21 protein-coding genes are annotated in these 18,002 nt (G+C 46.3%); 2 read left to right on the top strand and 19 right to left on the bottom strand.

The genetic code is table 11. The annotated features are described in order from the left end of the window. Nucleotides 1-45 precede the first annotated feature (45 nt). The 4 genes from lysS to RDL68_RS04085 form a co-directional block, all read right to left on the bottom strand. On the bottom strand, nucleotides 46-1,545 hold the full coding sequence (gene lysS, locus RDL68_RS04100; RefSeq protein WP_308540410.1) for a lysine--tRNA ligase: 1,500 nt from the start codon (nucleotides 1,543-1,545) through the stop codon (nucleotides 46-48). A gap of 10 nt (nucleotides 1,546-1,555) precedes the next feature. Beyond that, complete coding sequence (gene greA, locus RDL68_RS04095; protein ID WP_308540409.1) at nucleotides 1,556-2,032, bottom strand: transcription elongation factor GreA; 477 nt, start codon at nucleotides 2,030-2,032, stop codon at nucleotides 1,556-1,558. Nucleotides 2,033-2,176: 144 nt separating this feature from the next. After that, the gene (locus RDL68_RS04090) at nucleotides 2,177-2,734 is read right to left on the bottom strand and encodes a class IV adenylate cyclase (RefSeq protein ID WP_308540408.1); all 558 of its coding nucleotides are present in this window, start codon (nucleotides 2,732-2,734) and stop codon (nucleotides 2,177-2,179) included. Beyond that, the gene (locus RDL68_RS04085) at nucleotides 2,727-2,954 is read right to left on the bottom strand and encodes a PC4/YdbC family ssDNA-binding protein (protein WP_308540407.1); all 228 of its coding nucleotides are present in this window, start codon (nucleotides 2,952-2,954) and stop codon (nucleotides 2,727-2,729) included. The genes RDL68_RS04090 and RDL68_RS04085 overlap by 8 nt, the downstream gene beginning before the upstream one ends. Nucleotides 2,955-3,105: 151 nt before the next feature. On the opposite strand from RDL68_RS04085, the gene RDL68_RS04080 reads away from it, so the two are divergent. Both RDL68_RS04080 and RDL68_RS04075 read left to right on the top strand, forming a co-directional pair. Continuing rightward, nucleotides 3,106-3,717 carry a regulatory protein RecX gene (locus RDL68_RS04080; RefSeq protein WP_308540406.1) on the top strand — a complete coding sequence of 204 codons (612 nt, stop codon included), beginning with the start codon at nucleotides 3,106-3,108 and terminating at the stop codon, nucleotides 3,715-3,717. After that, nucleotides 3,717-3,998, top strand: coding sequence for a GIY-YIG nuclease family protein (locus RDL68_RS04075; protein ID WP_308540405.1), 282 nt, complete (start codon nucleotides 3,717-3,719; stop codon nucleotides 3,996-3,998). Before RDL68_RS04080 ends, RDL68_RS04075 begins: the two co-directional genes overlap by 1 nt. A gap of 6 nt (nucleotides 3,999-4,004) precedes the next feature. Here the strand turns inward: RDL68_RS04075 and RDL68_RS04070 are convergent, their stop codons facing one another. The 15 genes from RDL68_RS04070 to RDL68_RS04000 all read right to left on the bottom strand — a co-directional run bounded on the left by RDL68_RS04070 (nucleotide 4,005) and on the right by RDL68_RS04000 (nucleotide 17,785). Then, entirely contained in the window at nucleotides 4,005-5,549 is a 1,545-nt protein-coding gene (locus RDL68_RS04070; protein ID WP_308540404.1) for a hypothetical protein, read from the bottom strand. Further along, complete coding sequence (locus RDL68_RS04065; protein ID WP_308540403.1) at nucleotides 5,546-7,006, bottom strand: ATP-binding protein; 1,461 nt, start codon at nucleotides 7,004-7,006, stop codon at nucleotides 5,546-5,548. The genes RDL68_RS04070 and RDL68_RS04065 overlap by 4 nt, the downstream gene beginning before the upstream one ends. Next, on the bottom strand, nucleotides 6,970-7,677 hold the full coding sequence (locus RDL68_RS04060; RefSeq protein WP_308540402.1) for a response regulator transcription factor: 708 nt from the start codon (nucleotides 7,675-7,677) through the stop codon (nucleotides 6,970-6,972). The genes RDL68_RS04065 and RDL68_RS04060 overlap by 37 nt, the downstream gene beginning before the upstream one ends. Nucleotides 7,678-7,708: 31 nt before the next feature. Beyond that, nucleotides 7,709-8,641 carry an RluA family pseudouridine synthase gene (locus RDL68_RS04055; protein ID WP_308540401.1) on the bottom strand — a complete coding sequence of 311 codons (933 nt, stop codon included), beginning with the start codon at nucleotides 8,639-8,641 and terminating at the stop codon, nucleotides 7,709-7,711. A gap of 57 nt (nucleotides 8,642-8,698) precedes the next feature. Next, a complete protein-coding gene (locus RDL68_RS04050; protein ID WP_308540400.1) occupies nucleotides 8,699-9,121 on the bottom strand; it encodes a hypothetical protein in 423 nt (140 codons plus the stop codon). A 12-nt stretch (nucleotides 9,122-9,133) separates the two neighbouring features. Beyond that, nucleotides 9,134-9,517 carry a DUF1292 domain-containing protein gene (locus tag RDL68_RS04045; RefSeq protein ID WP_308540399.1) on the bottom strand — a complete coding sequence of 128 codons (384 nt, stop codon included), beginning with the start codon at nucleotides 9,515-9,517 and terminating at the stop codon, nucleotides 9,134-9,136. A 57-nt stretch (nucleotides 9,518-9,574) separates the two neighbouring features. Further along, on the bottom strand, nucleotides 9,575-11,026 hold the full coding sequence (gene pepD / locus RDL68_RS04040) for a beta-Ala-His dipeptidase (RefSeq protein WP_308540398.1): 1,452 nt from the start codon (nucleotides 11,024-11,026) through the stop codon (nucleotides 9,575-9,577). Next, complete coding sequence (locus tag RDL68_RS04035; protein WP_308540397.1) at nucleotides 11,019-11,525, bottom strand: hypothetical protein; 507 nt, start codon at nucleotides 11,523-11,525, stop codon at nucleotides 11,019-11,021. Before RDL68_RS04035 ends, pepD begins: the two co-directional genes overlap by 8 nt. Nucleotides 11,526-11,581: 56 nt before the next feature. Next, nucleotides 11,582-12,394 (bottom strand): S1-like domain-containing RNA-binding protein, encoded by an 813-nt coding sequence (locus tag RDL68_RS04030; RefSeq protein WP_308540396.1) that lies wholly within the window; start codon nucleotides 12,392-12,394, stop codon nucleotides 11,582-11,584. Continuing rightward, complete coding sequence (locus tag RDL68_RS04025; protein WP_308540395.1) at nucleotides 12,360-13,343, bottom strand: YitT family protein; 984 nt, start codon at nucleotides 13,341-13,343, stop codon at nucleotides 12,360-12,362. Before RDL68_RS04025 ends, RDL68_RS04030 begins: the two co-directional genes overlap by 35 nt. Beyond that, on the bottom strand, nucleotides 13,340-15,070 hold the full coding sequence (ptsP, locus tag RDL68_RS04020) for a phosphoenolpyruvate--protein phosphotransferase (protein WP_308540394.1): 1,731 nt from the start codon (nucleotides 15,068-15,070) through the stop codon (nucleotides 13,340-13,342). Before ptsP ends, RDL68_RS04025 begins: the two co-directional genes overlap by 4 nt. Nucleotides 15,071-15,180: 110 nt before the next feature. Continuing rightward, nucleotides 15,181-15,441 carry an HPr family phosphocarrier protein gene (locus RDL68_RS04015; protein ID WP_308540393.1) on the bottom strand — a complete coding sequence of 87 codons (261 nt, stop codon included), beginning with the start codon at nucleotides 15,439-15,441 and terminating at the stop codon, nucleotides 15,181-15,183. A gap of 42 nt (nucleotides 15,442-15,483) precedes the next feature. Beyond that, entirely contained in the window at nucleotides 15,484-16,491 is a 1,008-nt protein-coding gene (locus tag RDL68_RS04010) for a LacI family DNA-binding transcriptional regulator (RefSeq protein ID WP_308540392.1), read from the bottom strand. 253 nt (nucleotides 16,492-16,744) lie between these two features. Continuing rightward, a complete protein-coding gene (locus RDL68_RS04005) occupies nucleotides 16,745-17,203 on the bottom strand; it encodes a hypothetical protein (protein ID WP_308540391.1) in 459 nt (152 codons plus the stop codon). A gap of 24 nt (nucleotides 17,204-17,227) precedes the next feature. Further along, the gene (locus tag RDL68_RS04000) at nucleotides 17,228-17,785 is read right to left on the bottom strand and encodes a YtxH domain-containing protein (protein WP_308540390.1); all 558 of its coding nucleotides are present in this window, start codon (nucleotides 17,783-17,785) and stop codon (nucleotides 17,228-17,230) included. Nucleotides 17,786-18,002 lie beyond the last annotated feature (217 nt).

The raw sequence follows: 18,002 nt of genomic DNA, 5'->3' as shown, positions 1-18,002 counted from the left end.
TGTCAAAAATGTTGTCTTTTTGTTGTCCTTTTGATTCACGAACTCCTAAAAACCTTGATTTTCCTCATCTTTTTTGCCTATGGGTTTCATCGTTGGGAACAACAAAACATCGCGGATCGAGGTTTGATTGGTGAGGAACATCACAATACGGTCAATGCCCAGACCCATACCTCCTGTCGGCGGAAGACCCACTTCCAAAGCGTGCAGGAAGTCTTCGTCCATCATGCCGGCTTCTTCGTCACCGGCTTCACGCAAGGCAACTTGGTGTTCGAATCGTCCGCGCTGATCCTCCGCATCATTGAGTTCCGAAAAGGCGTTTCCAATCTCACTTCCGCAGACGAATGCTTCAAAACGTTCCGTCATCTCCGGTTTATTCGGCATCCGCTTTGCCAAGGGGCTGATCTCCACGGGATACTCATAGATAAAGGTCGGTTGACGAAGGTGTTCTTCTACATACGCATCAAAGAAATACTGCAGAATTTTTCCTTTTCCATCCGTAGCCTGCGTTTCGATATTGTGCGCCTTTGCCAACGCCCTAGCGTCTTCGTCGCTTTGCACCTGATCAAAATCTACGTGCGCATATTCCCGAACGGCTTCGGTCATGGTCATACGCTTCCAGGGTGGACGAAAATCAAGGCTTTCTCCCTGATAGTCTACTTTAGTACTGCCGCAAACTTCTTCGGCAACAGTCGAAAGCATATCTTCGCATAGTTTCATCATCCCTTCATAATCCGTATAGGCTTTGTAAAGCTCGATTGCGGTGTATTCGGGATTATGCTTCGTATCCATTCCCTCATTACGGAACATCCGTCCCATTTCATATACGCCGTCAAATCCTCCGACAATGAGACGTTTTAAGTAAAGCTCATTCGCAATTCGAAGGTACATATCGATGTCCAACGTATTATGATGGGTAATGAACGGACGGGCATTCGCCCCACCGGAAATCGTATTAAGAATAGGCGTTTCGACCGCTAAATAACCATGGTCATCCAGATAACGACGAATACCCGAAAGAATCTTTGTGCGTTTCACAAAGACGTCCTTGACTTCGGGATTGACGATGAGATCGACATACCGTTCACGATAGCGCAGATCCTGATCTTTTAGACCGTGGAATTTTTCCGGCAGCTGCGCCAACGCTTTGGTTAGCAGCGTCACGTTTTGTGCCGAAACCGAGATTTCTCCTCGGTCAGAGCGCAGAATCTCGCCTTCGACAGAAACAATATCTCCAAGATCCAAATCACGCACCACGGAAAAGAATTCTTCTCCCATGATGTTCTCGCGACAAATCAGCTGAATTTTACCCGTTGCATCCTGCAAATCCAAAAAACTCATTTTGCCATGACCACGCTTTGCCAAAAGTCGTCCCGCCATGCAAACCGTTTTTCCTTCCCAATCCGTAAAATGCTCCTGCACATTTCCTGCGTGCGCGGTAACATCCACTTTCGTGATGGTATGCGGGTCTTTTCCGGCTTCCCGTAAAGCCTTCAGCTTTTCACGGCGAATGGCAAGCATTTCATTGTCGGATCTCTGCTTCGTCATGTGTCCTCCTCTACCGCTCAATTTCCAAAACGCGATACTTAATGCTTTCTCCTGGTGTTTCAACAACAAGCTCATCGCCTTCTTTTGCACCTAATAACATAGCGCCCAACGGCGATTCATTGGAAATCTTATTCTTCTTTGGATTCGCTTCCACCGTGCCAACAATGGTAAAGGTCATCTCCTCGTTGTATTCTGTATCCAACACCTTTACCGTTGAACCAAGATGAACGGTATCCTTTGCCGAAGAAGCGTCTTTCTTGATTACCTGCGCGCTTTTTAGCTGCTGTTCAATGACGATAATGCGTTCTTCCAATTGACGCTGTTCTTCTTTTGCCGCATCGTATTCCGCATTTTCTGACAAATCACCAAAACCGCGCGCCACTTTCAAATGCTCGGAAACTTCCGCACGTCGAGTGGATTTAAGATATTCCAATTCTTCTTGCAGCTTCGTGTATCCCTCTTGGGTTAAGATCGTTTGTTCCGTCATGCTCTTCGCTCACTTCCTTATAAAAATAAAGCAGGTGGAAACCTGCCTTTCCTCATTATAGCGGCGTAAAGAAGGCGTGTCAAAAAACACGCCATTCATTGCCAATTTGTAGAAGAGTTCCTCTAACTTCATTCGATAGTCAGATTAAATCACAAGCGTTCCCTTTTCCCATGCCGATTTTAATTCGGAAATGGAAAGCGCAGAAACCTTCTCTTCGGGAATGGAAAACAGCGAATAAAAGGCACGCAATCGTTCAGGCGTTGATGCTTCCACTTCAATATAGGGAAAGGGAAAACTTTCTTTATCCCATTCGTCAAATTCAATGCGATAATCCGCCAAAAGATACCGACGACGCACTTTATGCATCGTAATCTGTTTATCATATCCTAACTGCTGCAGCAAAAGGCGCAGGGAATTTTCGTCTGTAATTTCTACAGTATACTCATCATTTACACGGCATTCTTCACATTGCAGGCGCTTTTTATACGTCCACTCTCGTTTCCTCACTTTCCCATCCACTTCGATGAGGCGGATGCGCATATGCGCAGAAGATGGTAAAGGATGCTCGGAGGAATCGAGATGAATATTGGTTTGGTGTTCTTCGACATCAAATACTGCCCCGTGCGCTAAAAGTTCTCTTTCAAACGCCTGCGCATCCATGCCGATGAGCTTAACTTCTACTTCTCTTTCCGGGTCAGTCATGAGCGACTTCTTCCTGCAAAAGCGAAGCCAATATTTCCACTTCTTCTTTTGTAAGCGTAATGCCTTTGCTCATGCGTGTATGGTCCGCATTCCAACTGCGCAAATCGTATTTCGCTTCACGCTCATTCCAAGAAACTAAGTTTAATTCCTTTTTCCATCCTTTGGCATCTTCACTGAGCACGCCCAAACGCTCTACCACTTCATATTTTAATTCTGCCATTTTGAACCCTTTCTTTTTTCGTCACTTCGACTTTCCTTTGTCTACTAAGTAAGTGTTTTTTGTCATGTCTTTGAGCAGTCTATCACAAATGGAACATCAAGGTGTCCCATTCCGTCTCTGTCGAATGCTATAATCAGGAAAAGGAGAAATTATGATTATCATTCGCATCCTCTTTGATGACCAGAAAAACGGGTTCGTTTTTACCTGCGACGACGGCAGAGAACTGCTCGTTTCGTATGATGTTTATCAAAAACTTGGTCTGCACGCTCCGGCAGAGCCTTCCGCAGAACAGGAAGAGCTTATAGTATCCGAAGATGCCCGTTTTCGCGCGTTTTCCATCGGTTTGCGCTTTGTCAGTTATAAACCACGCACTGCAAACGAAGTGAAACAGCGTTTGCGTCGCGACAAAATACCGACATCCATACAGGAGCAGGTTGTGGAAAAACTAACCCATAACGGTTGGTTGGACGATGGATTGTATGCCCGTCGCTACATGCAGGAAAAACAGCGAAAAGGATGGAGTCGTCGTCATATTGCCGCCGCGTTACGCGAAAAAGGAATCGAGTATGCTGTGATAAACAGCATACTGGAGGAAATTCCTGCATCGGATGAACAAGAGGTGTTGCGCACGCTCGTCGAAAAGAAATATGCTCGACGCGATTTAACCGATGAGAAGGAATTTAACCGAACCGTACAGGCACTTTGCCGTCGAGGCTTTTCCGTAAATGACGTACTCCATGTTCTTAAAGAAGGAAACGAGTGATGAGCGAGAAACAATTTTATGTTTATATGCTTCGCTGCGGAGATGACAGCTTGTATACCGGTTATACAGATAATCCGCAAAAGCGGCTTGAAGCCCATGCGAATGGACGTGGAGCAAAATATACCCGATCGCATTTACCGGTATCCCTCGCTGGATACTGGCCCTGCACCAGTAAACGCGATGCTTTAATGACGGAAGCCACCATCAAAAAGCTCCCCCGTACGAAGAAGGAGGAGCTTTTAAGGAAAAACAAAAGCGGCGTTCCACTCTCTCTTATTTGATTCCTTTTATTCCTGCACAACTTGACGTAGTGTATTAGCCTCGGTATAAAGAACCTGCGGTGGTGTCAGATCTTGTTTTATGAATTGTTCCTGTACCTGTTTTCCCTGTTCATCGTAAAAAAAGCGCACGCCGATGAGCTCTGCGTCTTTTCCAATCTGCAGGGAAAGCAGAGAATGGTCTTCAATATGACTGGCTGTTGAACGATAGTATAGCAGTTCATCTTCTGTCTTTATCCAGAGGCGGTCAGATGCCGGAGAAGAGGACGCTGTAGTCGCTAAAGGAACCTTGTTCGTCACTCTCGTCCAAGAGATAGATTCGCTCGGCGCATTAAACATCTTTACCAGAGGTACAAGTTCAATATTGATGAGCGAAGGGAAAAGTTTATCCCCTACGCGCCAATTCATACTGGTGACAAAACCCCAGTTGAGATTTCGGCGCACAATGCCAATATTCGCTTCATCCACAGGGAATAATTTGGGATCCACTTCTCCTGCTGGATCCAAAAACTCCAGCTGCGCATTCACCTGTTGCTTCAGCCCTTCGCTTTCCTTCTCGCCTCCAATCTCGGTTACCGTGAGCGGACGATCTTCTGAAAGTTTATCCAAACGCTGAATCTCATATTTTTTGGGTGTATCCTTTTGCGCAGGATACTGACTCGGTTTATCAAACGATATGGTATTGCCGTCGATGAACGTGATTCCGCGTCCCAACTGGTCAAAAAGAACCTGTTGATTATCTCGGTCAGTATCACGGGTGGAGTGAAACGTAAATGTTCCGTTCATCACACCGTTATTGTTATCTGCCTCTTGTGGCGTATAATCTAAAAGCCATGCAATATTGTCCGCCGAATAGACGAACAACTGATCCATCTTATACACCAACGGACGATCCAACTCAGGATGGTCAGCTACAAGATAGGAAGCATAATCATAATAGGCGATTCCGGAATCGCTGATCTTTTTCGTTCGCAGGCTCAGCACCGTCGTGATGTGACTGGCGTAAGAAGTCTCTTGGTCTCGCGTTGCGTCGCCTTTTGCCTGCTGACGAATCCTCTCTTTTTCCCGCGCAGGTACCACGCCGTTTGTCTGTTCCAAAACGTAAATATGTGAACCGCTAATGTACGCAAGATGTCGGTCCGGAAGCAGAATCAAATCCATGGAAAAGAGATCGGCTTCCCGAATCATGGTAATAAAAACGTTCGATTCCGCGTCAACCCCAAAATCCTCCTTGATGTAACGCATCGAAAGGTAATCTTGCAGTTTCACCGATTTAGAAGAGAACGTCGGCGAAACGGTGACGGCATCGCCAAAAGCAACCATTTCCGAATCGATGTAGAGATTATCACCCACCTGACGAGTGGCTTCTATTTTTTCGTTTTGGTCTCGTTCAATGATGTGTGTGACCTGCCATATTCCTTCCAGCGGAAGCGATCGGAGTTCCGGTGAACGAAGCGCTGACATTAAGTCATTCACAGCGCGTTCATTTGAGGCTGTGCAGCCCACTAACAAAAAGAAAGCAAGTAAAAGCAAAACTCTATACACCCGTTTCATGCTTCTTCCTCCTTTTGTTCGCTGTCTTCCAGCCTCGGTAAGGTAAAGGTGACACTTGTCCCCATCCCCAGCTTACTCTTGATGGTAAGCTCACCGCCATGTGCTTTTACAATTTCTTCGCAGATGGAAAGCCCCAAGCCGGTATGCGAACGAGAGGTCTTGCCCTTCCAAAACTTTTCCGTTACAAAACCAATCTCTTCTTCCGAAATGCCAATGCCTGTGTCCGTAACGCTGAGGATGACCTGTTGCGGATCCGTATCAATCGTAAGATAGATGGTTCCTTCCTCATCGGTAAATTTGATCGCGTTATCCAAAAGATTGAGAAGAACCTGTTTAATGCGCCCTTCATCCCCAATGATCTCTATACTGTTTTGTGCATAGCTATAGTTCATATTGATATGCTTTTCCTCGATGCGCGGACGCATCTGCAGCAAAATATGATTGGATACTTCTACTAAATTAAAGCGACTTTTGCTCAGCTTGATTCGTCCGGAGGAAAAACGAGAGAAATCCAAGAGGTCCTCAACCATTGCGCCCAATCGCTCCGATTCTTTTTCGATGATTTTGAGTCCTTCCCCAACAATTTCCGGCTTTATACCCTCTGTTTGCAGGGTAATCGCCCACCCTTTGATGGAAGTAAGGGGTGTACGCAGCTCATGAGAGACGGAAGAAATAAACTCATTCTTCAACTCTTCCTTCTCTCGAATATTATCGCTCATGAGGTTCATCGTTCGCGCCAATTCGCCGATTTCACCACGGGGTGTTTCATCCGCACGCTCTTCGTATTGCCCATCCGAAAACTTCAGGGCGACAGCCGTTAAATTATGAATCGGTCGCACAATGGATCGGGACATAAGAAACGAGAGTAATGCAACGGAAGCAATCATCAGAAAAGCAAAAAGCAGAGAAGGCCATATCCGCTGAAGAATCAGTGAATTAACACCGGATAAAGACGTGGTTAACCGAATCATACCCACCTGATCGGTCTGATTGCGCAAAGGATACGAAAGGCACATCACCGGTTCATCCGAATAGGAAACTCTTCCCACCATGATTCCCGTCGTATTCTTTTGCGCCATTTGTACGTCTTTCGCATTGACTTTTTTTCCGGGAAGAGACGTTCCCCGGCTATCAAAGAGAACCGTCCCATCGTTATTTAGAATCTGCACCTGCATCGTATTGGAACGATAGAATTGATTTTTATTTTCCAGTACGATGGTGTGCAGGTCATCATCCGAGACATAACTCAGGAATAGCTCCGCACTATAGCGCGCCTGTGATTCTAAGACACCGCTCACGTTATCGTAATAATAACTGTAAAGCGACTGGATATAAAACATCTCAAAGACAATGGCAACGAGCAAAATGGCAGTCAAAAAAAGCCCCATTATGCGCACGCCGATTAAGTCGGTAATATTGGTTATTCGCTCTTTTTCCACCGGTATCCGACCCCCCATACCGTCTCCAAAAACGCCGGCTTCGCCGCATTATCCTCAATTTTTGCACGAATACGACGAACATTGACATCCACAATTTTACTTTCTCCGCGGTAATCTTCTCCCCAAGCATGATGCAGAATTTCCTCACGGCTGAGTGCTTTTCCGGGATGCGTCATGAACATTTTGATAATCGCCAGTTCCGTCGGCGTCAAATCGATAGGATCACCATTTTTAGAAAAAGTGCGCGCATACAGATCTAAAGTGAACGGTCCGTCGGTCAGGCTTGACGAAATCGCCTTTGCGCCTGTGGATTCTTCGTCTAACTTCAAACGTCGAATGAGCGAGCGCACCCGCAGAACTAATTCATGAGGATTAAAGGGTTTGACCATATAATCATCGGTTCCTTTTTCCAACCCCAAAATGCGGTCAATTTCCTGCGACTTTGCCGTAAGCATGATAATCCCAATATGTGGCATTTCCGAACGCAAAATACTGCAAACATCGTAACCGCTCATACCGGGCAGCATGAGATCGAGCACAACAATATCCGGATGCTCGCTTCGTGCTAAATCTACACCGATTTCTCCGCTTTCCGCTTCAATAATCTGAAAACCTTCATTCTCTAAATTTATCTTTGTAAACATTCTAATGGGGGCTTCATCCTCCACAAGAAGAATTTTAATGGACATATTTTTTCTCCTGTAAGTAAAAAACGCATCATTAGGAAGCAATCGTTGACCATAACGCTTTGAATTGTTCCGTCTGCTTTGAGTATACGTTGAATGGCGTGGGGAGCGCAAGCGGTTCGCCGTCATGAAACAGCAAATGCGAGGAGAGCAGAAGATGGTGCTTAAATACATTCGTGCGAAACGTCGCGCCATAAGGACGATCCCCGATGAGCGGATGCCCCGAAGCAGAAAGATGCGCACGAATCTGATGCGTGCGTCCGGTCTCCAAACGTATGGCGATAAGAGAAAACCCGTTACCGGTTTTCACGGGAGAAACATGCGTAACGCAGGGTTTCCCATTCGGATCGACTACACTTTTTCCTCTTTCGGTGCGTAGAGGAAGCGTAATGACTTCTTCGCAGTCAATAATGCCTTCCACATAGGCTAAATAATGCTTTTCAATGCGTCCGTCGCGCAGCCCTTGCTGTAAGAGCAACATCGCTGAATGACTTTTCGCACCGATGAGCAATCCCGCCGTCTGCATATCGAGACGATTGACCAACGCCGGTGTAAAGCTTTTTTCTCTGCGTGGAACATATTCTCCGGACACAATCCGATCGTGGACAAATGCATCGACGACGGTTTTTCCGTAGTCCCTGGGATCAGCCGGATGCGATAACACGCCTGCCGGCTTATCAATTACACTGAATTGTGCTCCGTCGTATGCATAGGAAAGGCGAAGAGAAGACGTTGGTATGGCACGCCGCTCTTCTAAGGGATGCAGAATCTCTTCATAGAGATAAATCTGTACCAAATCCCCTTCATGTAAAAACGTACCGGACTCAGCCCGCACATGATTCACTTTAATCTTTTTTTGGCGAATCTTCTTTTGTATGAATGAGGTCGTCGCTCGGGGGAATACCTTTAGCAAAAAGCGATCTAAACGCTGCTCGCCGTCATTCGTTCCCACGGTCAGTTCTCGCATCGAATTTCCTTTCCCAAAAAGAAAAAGCGCATTCCCTGTGGAATGCGCTTCGCTTCGTTATGCTTCCCAAAGATCAACCATTTCGATGCCGTCCACCTTAGGAATGTCCTCCGGTTTGATGTTCAGACCGATAAGAAAATCGGCATTGTTCTCAGAGGAGAGCGTGACAAGCGCTTTAAGATTTTCTTCAAAGTCGCCTTCTTGCAATACTTCGGCATGTAAGCCGTCAATGAATACACGCTCAATGTCAAAATCTCTCGCCAACATACCGGCTAACAGACCATAAAGACGATCCATGGTATGAATGTGATACTGCTTCATATTGATCAGACGAACCGAATGATCCAGCCGAAACATCTGCGAATCATCATTGTCCACAAAAACGAGATGACCACTGTGCGATTTATGCTCTTCATTAGCCTGATCAATCATGCGCGTCGTTTTACCGCTTCCGCTCGGTCCCAATACTAACTGAATCACCGCATCCCCCTCTCACTTTTCCTCATGCGAATGATCACAGCCACATCCGCATCCGCATTCATCGTCTTCTTCCTCTTCGGCTAAAAGGCGATCAAACTCATCCGCCACAGCATTGTAGTCTTCTTCCGATTCAATCTGCGACAGTTCGATCTCTTCGCCGTCTTCGCTTTCTGCATATTCATAGAGAAGGATGCCTTCTTCCTCCTCTTCTTCGCTTACAGGAAAGAGGGCAATATATTCTTTATCATGAAACGGGAAAATATCCAAAACGACGCATTCCAATTCCGTGTCGTCATCAAGGGTGAGAACGATATGATCCTCTTCGTCCAAATCCCATTCTTCCTCGTCCAAATCAACCGTTTCCGGCTCTAAATCCTTGTTTTTTTCCTCCGTCATGGCGGACCTCCTTATGCTTGATATGGGAAATGCTCTGCCTTCTTCATTATACACATTTCAGCGCATTGTGGCGATGCGCGCGATCAGTTTTTTCAAAATAGAATACGTGTTGATGGTCGAAGCAATGTTCAGGCGCTCACTTGTCGTATGCGCCCCTTCAATATCCGGTCCGATCGAAATCATGTCCAACGAAGGATTATACTGGGCAAATAGGCCGCATTCCAATCCCGCGTGAATATCCAACACTTCCGCTTCTTTTCCGGTTTCTTTACGATACGTTTCCAAGAAGAGCTCACGCAGTGCAGAAACTTCTGCTAATTCCCATGCCGGATAAACATCGCCATAGCTACCTTTACCTTCAAAAGTATGCACCGCCTGATCGATCTTTTCCTTTAACTCGCTGAGCACCTCTTCAGAACTGGAACGAACAGAAACCATCACATCCGCATAGTCTTCCTTCGTATCCACAATCGCTAAATTGTCCGAGGCAAGGACATTTTTACCGTCTTCACGCATCCGGTAAACCCCGTGCGGCAAAACATCAATCAGATTCAACAGTTGCTTGGTCGATTCCGCACTAAGGGGCGCATCATCCGGAGTATAGGAATCGACATGGATCGCAATATCGGGTTCTTGTTTTAACAGGTGTTCCTGTGTAGTCGTCCAAATCTGCCTGATTCCTTGTTTTATGTTCTCTTCGTCATCAGCTGAAAAGCTGATCCATACCTGCGCTTCATTAGGAATGGCATTGTGCTTCTCACCGCTATGGTAGCGCACGATGCGAAGGGGCGCGGTCTGCAAAAGAGAATGTAAAAACTGCGCCATAACTTTGCAGGCGTTATGGGGTTCCGCTAAAATATTCTGTCCCGAATGACCGCCATTCATCCCCGTAATGGTAATGTGCAGACCACTTTGCCCGGAAAGTGTTTCGCGCGTAAGCGGCATGGTAAATTCGCCTGTCGCACCGCCTGCACATCCGCAGGTGACAAATCCTTCTTCTTCGGAATCAATGTTTATGAGCATATCGGCATCCAGCCATGATGGGGAAAGCGATAGAACACCGTTCATGCCCTCCTCTTCATCCGTGGTAACGACAAGAGTAGTTTCCGGCATATCCATTTGTTCATCAAGAATCGCCAGTCCCATAGCTACGCCAATGCCATCATCTGCGCCAAGCGTCGTTCCGATGCCATGAAGCCAGCCGTCTTTTTCTTCCATTGCAATTGGATCACGGGTGAAGTCGTGCTCCACGCCTTTTCCTTTCACACAGACCATGTCCATGTGTCCCTGCATAATAATTCTTGGAGCATTTTCAAAGCCGGATGATGCAGGTTTGGTCATACGAACATTGCCTGCCTTGTCCTGTTCCGTCTTCCATCCCTTTTCTTTTCCCCATGCGGTCAGCGCATCGCTTATTGCCTGTTCGTTTCCGGAACCGCGAGGAATTTGGTTCATGCGATAGAAATACGTAAAAATAGGATGGCTTTCAAAGATAGTTTGCTCACTCATGGTTTTCCTCCTTTTCTTCGGACGCGCTCATGCGCGTAACAGGATAAGTCTTCTCTAATGTAGCGGTGTAATTCACATAGGTAGCCTGTTGACGAAGCAACAAAAGCTGCATATAAATCTGTGATTTCTGTTTGTCCGGATTCTTTTTCTCTTCCTCACTAAAATGCTCTTCGTTCGCACGGTAATACTCTTCCACGTCCTGTGGCAACACCTGCACAGCGGAAAGCAATTTTTGCAAGGCGTACTGCTGCAAAAGCTGCTTTTTCATCGCATCGATCTGTTGATCCAACTGCTGCTTGAACGCCTCTTCTTCGTCAATGTGTTTATCTATCGCATCGCGATAGAGCAGCTCCTGATGGATGATTTCTTCCAACAAGCGAGAATCTCCTTCTTCTCCGTCGAAATGTTGCGCCTGTTCACCCAGGAGTTTTCGCAATTCGTCCACCTCTTGTTTCGTAATCGCTCTCTCACCGACACGGGCTAAAATCGGATTGTCCATGTTTTCTCCTCTCTTTGACGTATTGGGAAGCCATTGTCCCCTTTGTTCTTCTCCACTTATCGAAGCGCAATACCATCTTCACAAAAAACAATGCGTCCCTGTTTCAACAATCGTCCGACACAGCGTTTAAATTGCGCTTTACTCAAACCGAATAACATTCGTATGGTTTCAGGATCACTCTTATCGTTCACTCGTAAAAAACCCTGGTTCGCCTTTATCATCTGCAAAATAGCGGCAGAATCGGCATCCATTTGTTCATGGGCGCGTGTCTGCAGACTAAGGTCGATTTTTCCATCCGGTTTTATACGCTCAACACGTGCATGTACCGTTTCTCCGATGCGCAAAGCGCCACGGGAACCATCGGCAGGAATGAGACCGTTATAGCGCTGTTCAACGAGAACAAAAGCGCCGATCTCCGGATTATTCGCATACACTACACCATCCACCCAGTCATTTTCTTTGAGATGGTTAGGGAAGGAAAAATGATTTTTTATGCGCATCGTGGAACAAAGCCGATCCGATTTATCGAGATAACAATAGATAAGAACCTTTTCACCCACTTTGACATGGTGCATCTGCTCCTGAAAGGGCAAAAACAGATCCTTGTCCAATCCCCAATCCAAAAAAGCGCCTTGTCGGGAAACGTCTTTTACTACGAGAAGGGCTAATTCCCCAACTTGCACTTTAGGATGACGAGTCGTCGCAATCGGTCGATCCTCTGAATCGCGCAAAAGAAAAACGTCCACTTCGTCATTTACTTTTGCTCCTTCGGGAACAAAGCGTTTCGGCAAAAGGATATTGCCCTCAAGAATTGCTCCCGGAGCGGATATGGATTTAATTTTCCGCGTTTGTGTTTTGCCCAGCTGCATGATTTTCCTCGTTCATTTCCATTTCTTCATTTAACGGTACGGCGTTCTTCTGCACCACCTCATTTTCTTCAGCAGTACTAAAGCGATTCGGTAGACGTTGACCGGGTGCATAGGTAAAGCCTTCGCCCAGTACCTCGCTTGCCGAATAGACAAAAACAAAGGCACTGGGATCGGTCTTTTCCACAAAATCTTTAATGCGGATGTATTCCTTGTTGTGAACAACGGAAAGAATCGCATAGTGCGGACGACGCGAAAAGCCCCCCTCTGTATTATAAATAGTGGTTCCGCGGTGCATTTTTTCAATAATAAATTCGTTTACTTCGTCCACTTTGGAGGTGGTAATATTCATCACTATGCGTCGACCGAAACCGGCTATCATTTTTTCCAGCATCATCGCTTGAAGATAGATGGCCACAATCGCATATAGCGCATTTTCTAAAGAAATGAACATGCCACCCAAAAGGACAACGATGGCGTCTACCAGCAACAGACTGTTAGCTAAACCAATATGGGTAATGTTATTCAAAATGGCGCCTAAAATATCGGTTCCTCCGGTCGAAGCATTTTGCGTAAAAACGAAGCTCAAACCGATTCCGCTGATGGATGCGCCAATGAGAATCACAAGAAGCTGATCCGCCACAATGGGCTCGGTTACCGGCGCAACCCGCTCAAAAAAGATAATCCAAATGGAATAGGAGATGGAGCCCACTAATGTCATGAGACCGAATTGCTTTCCCAAGATGAGAAACGCCATAATAAAAAGAACCACGTTGCCCACCAATATCAGTGTACCGATACTGAAAAAGGGAAAAACGTAATTGATGACAATTGCTAATCCGCTGATTCCGCCTGCCGCAATATGATTCGGAATGAAGAAATAATTCATCGCTAATGCCAAGATAAAACAGCCGAGGAAAATCCAGAGCATTTTCTTTCCGTTTTCTTTCATTCTTTCTCCCCTTCCGTCTCGACCGGCAAAAATGCGCTAACGCTTTGCGTAATCTCTTCGGTGGAACGCATGGCGCATACCCTATCCGCAAGTTTTATTGCTTCTTTCAGTGTAATTCCTCTTATTCGTTCTTTCAACCGGGGAAGAATGGATGCCGGTGCAGAAAGCGAGTCTAAACCTAAGCCCAACAGCAAGGGCGTTGCATGTAAATTCCCTGCAAAACTTCCACACAATCCGCACGGAATGCCGGCATCGTGTGCCGCGGAAACGATCTGTTTTATTGATCGCACTACCGCAGGATGAAACGGGGAATGTAGTTTGGCCACATGATTATTTCCCCTGTCTGTTGCCAACAGATATTGCGTCAGATCATTGGTACCAATGCTAAAAAAGTCACAGCATTGTGCCAAATCCTGCGCTAAAAGAACAGCGGCAGGGGTTTCGACCGTTATGCCTATGGGCAAATTGGCATTATAAGACTGGTTCTTCTTACGGAGCAATTGTTTTTCTTCTTCGAGCATCTGCTTTACACGGAACACTTCCGACGGACTGACCACCATGGGAAGCATGAGCTGCACATTCCCCTCGGCGGAAGCGCGTAAAATGGCGCGAAGCTGCGCCCGAAAGATGCTCTCTTTGTCAAAGCAAAAACGAAGAGCACGCCAACCAAGGAACGGATTGGCTTCACGCGGAAAAGCGTAATACGGCAATCGCTTATCTCCGCCAATATCCAACGTACGAATACGGAGTAGACGATCTCCTAAAAGGGCTGCAGCCTGCCGATAAATGCCCACTTGTTCTTCTTCTGTAGGAAAGTGATCCTGCTCCATATAGAGGAGTTCGGTTCGAAACAGCCCTACGCCCTCCGCACCGGCAAGAAGCCCCACCGTTAAGTCCTCTAAACCACCGATGTTCACCATGGTTTCTACGGAATGACCATCTTTGGTTACTGCTCGTTCCTGCGGTGTCATAGCCAAACGCAAGTTTTGTCGTTTTCCGCTATCCATCTTTGCCTGCACAAAAGCAATAGTTTCCGCATCCGGCTCTACAATCACCTCACCGTTTTCGGCATCCAGAATAAGGAGATCGCCATCTTTTACCAAGGAAGTAAGCTCTGTTACCCCCACCAAGGCCGGTATACCCATTGTCTGGGCAATCATAGCCGTATGCGAGGTAGCTCCGCCTCGATCACTGGTAAAGCCTAATACATTCGATTTGTCCAAATGAAGCGCATCGGAAGGCGCTAACTCTTCGGTGATAAGAATGCAAGGCGCTGAAAGATGGTCTAAGCGTGGAACGGGAAGCCCTTTCAGCTGATAGAGAAGACTTCTTCCCATATCACGATAATCGCTCCCCCGTTCACGCAGATAAGGATCTTCCAATGCTTCCAACTGAGCCGCCATCAGACGAATCGTGGAATCTAACGCACGATCCGCAGACATGTGCTTATCTCGAATACGCTCTTCAACGCTCTCGAACAAATACGGATCGTCTAATAAAGCAATATGTGCTTCACGTAAAGAAAAGAGAAGCGGAGAAGACGCGTTTTCCCGTTCCAACGTTTGTCGAAATGCGGAAAATGCTTGTTTAACCGCTTCTACTTCCCCCGCAACTTCCTCTTCCCGGATCCAGTCATTACGGATGGGTATTTCTTCCGGAATCCAGCGTTTTGCGACGCCGATGACTATCCCATACGAGGCGATGATTCCCGGTATTCTTCTTGTCATCTTCGCCTCCTTTCTTAACTATGTCGACTATGTCGCAAACGTCCATCTTCGGCGAAAAAATGTTCCGGACAAAAAAAGAGAGGGAGCATGATAGATGCTCCCTTCTATCGTCAATCTGTCAGTTGGGTGATAAACTCGACAATTCGATCGACATGTTCCTCTGCGTCGTCGCCGTTCACGCGAACGGTAATATCCATCCCTTTTGAAATTCCCAAGCTCATCACGTTAAAGATGCTTTTTGCGTTGGCCACTTTTCCATTTTTCACCAACTCGACATCGCCGGGAATGTTTTTGACGAATTGGACCAAGGCTGCTGCCGGTCTTGCATGTAAACCGGTTTCATTTACCACCGTTACCGTTTTCTCTGCCATGTAAACCTCCTTCAGAATTATAAGAGCTAAAAACGTTATACCTTACTTTCGTTGTTCTGTCGACTCACCAATGAGGATTTGCGTTGGTAAATACAAGGTTTCGTCTAAAGTCGTCTTGCCTTGTAATGTTTTTGTTAAAGCACGCATAGCGACCGCCCCAATATCGTAGTACGGTTCTTCCATTGTCGTCAGTTGGGGACGGAAGATCTGTACATCGGGAGAACCGCCAAATCCCGCAATTTGAAATGCTTTGGGAATAGGCAAATCGTGATCATAACAATAGGTCATGACACCGATCGCCAAATCGTCGTTCTCACAAATCAACGCATCAAAAGGATCCTTCTTTAGATTCTGGGTGATTTCTTTTGCCGCAGCATACCCTGCATCAATGCCTGCCCCGTCCGCATCAATCTTCATCGGGAGAAGACCCGCCTCGCGGATCGCGTCATCATAGCCGCCGGAACGCTCTTTAGAAAAATCATAATTCAGGCTGCTGCGAAGATATCGCACGCTACGGTTGCCTAAGGAAAGAACATATTGTGTCAATTCTTTCATCGCTTCGCGATGACGAATCGTCACCGTATGCAAATCCGTCGATTTGTAAAAGCGATCCAGAAGCACATAAGGCAGCCGATATTCTTTAATCTTTACCATCGTTTCCGGTTCAATACTCTCGGAAATGATGATAATGCCCTCGACCTGCTTTCGATATAAAAAATCAATCGCACGCTGTTCCAGTTCTCGTTCACCATACGTACTGGATAGCAGAATATCGTAATTATACATGCGACCAATTTCTTCAGCACCACGAATCATTTCTGCCATATAGTGAATGCCAATATCTTTGACGAGAATGCCGATTGAGTTGGATTTCTTCATAACCAGGCTGCGCGCTAATTCATTCGGCTTGAAGCCAAGCTTATTAATTGCGTCGATGACCTTACGCTGCGCTTCCGGGCTGACCGGTTTGGATTTATTCATTACGCGCGAGACAGTAGAGATCGAAACTCCAGCTAATTTTGCTACATCCTTGATTGTCGGTTGTGCCATACTCTCACCTCTATTCCCTGTATGTCTGCCTGCATTCAGAATACCATAAAAACGATTCCATGTGCACGGATTTTTTAAGATAGTAAACCATCCGCTGCGCTTTACGTTTTCCCCAGTTTTCATACAACAGAAAAAGATGATCGACCTGCGTAGGAATTAACCTTTTCATAAAAAGAAGCGCCCAGAATGAGCACTTCTTTTTATGAGTATTCAACTTTTGATTTCGCAAATTTCGCTTGTAGCGCAAGCGTTTTTATTTGTGTAAGACATCGCGTACTACGCGCAAAATTTCCTTCGCGTAATTCAATGTTGAATTTCCGCGATTAATGTTTGAAGAAATGAGATCCGCCGTATCTACCGCCGTTGTTGCGACATACTGAACCGTGTCGGCAACATCGCTACTTAAGCGATTGGCGTTTTGCAGGGTTGTTTTAGCCTGTGCAAGCGACTCGACAATGGAATCGGAAGAATCATCAAGAATGGTATTCACCTTATCCAACGTGTGATCCAGTCGTTCCGTCAATACGGGGATGGACTTCACCGCTGCGTCAAGTTCTTCGCTGTTCTTGTCCACTACTTCTTGTAATGCGCTTGTCACCGTTTTAATGTTTTTCAGTACCTGAATGAGCACGAAAACCGCAACGATCAGCAGTACAAGCAAAGCAAACAACAATACATCCTGCACAGATACGGTTAAGGTCAAGTTGTTCATCGCAAACCTCCTGCCTGTTCGCCGTTATTTATCTGCTTTTTTCGCCGCTTCTTTAACGTCTTCTTTAACGTCTTTGGCTGCTTCCTTTACATCCTCAGCAGCGTTCTTTGCTCCCTTTTTCACATCTTCAGCAGCATTTTTAGCGCCTTTTCCCGCATCGTTGGCTGCTTTTTTCGCCCCTTCTTTTACCGCTTCGGCTTTATCTTCCGCTTCTTCTTTTGCCTTGGCAATTTCCGTTTTTACGCCGTGGACGGATTCTTCGTACTGTTCGCCCAAGTCCTCCAATTTTTCGCGAATAGCGGGGCGAATCTGGCTTATTTTTTCACCGACATCATTGCCGAAATCGCGCGCAAGATTGACATATTCATCCGCTTTATCACGAACTACATCGCCAGCTTCTTTTGCTTTTTTAACGATATCCTGACGGGTTTCTTCCCCGGATTGCGGTGCGGTCAAAATACCGATACCGGCGCCGATGGCTGCACCAATGAGCAAACCTAAACCCACTTTTTTACTATCTTCACGACGTGCGCGATTGACACGCTCTCTGTTTTTGGCTTCGATGTAATCAATAATTCCCATGACAACTCCTTTTCTGTTCCTTGTCCAGTGTTTCGACCAGCGTTTGCTGCTCATTGTTCGCAAGCTATTCTTGAAGAAAAGCCTTACGTTTTACGCTTACGATCCTATTATACCCAACTTTGCAATAAAAAAACTCCCGCCTTCTCGGCGGGAGGAATGGACAAATCCTTGGGCCTTACTCGTTTAATACCTTCTGTTTGTGAAGGGGGGACAGCTG

The sequence above is a fragment of the uncultured Murdochiella sp. genome (assembly GCF_902488755.1).
Classification (GTDB): Bacteria; Bacillota; Clostridia; order Tissierellales; family Peptoniphilaceae; genus Murdochiella.
The sequence above is the reverse complement of the archived record's forward strand: the minus strand, read 5'-3'. Positions and strand labels throughout refer to the sequence as shown.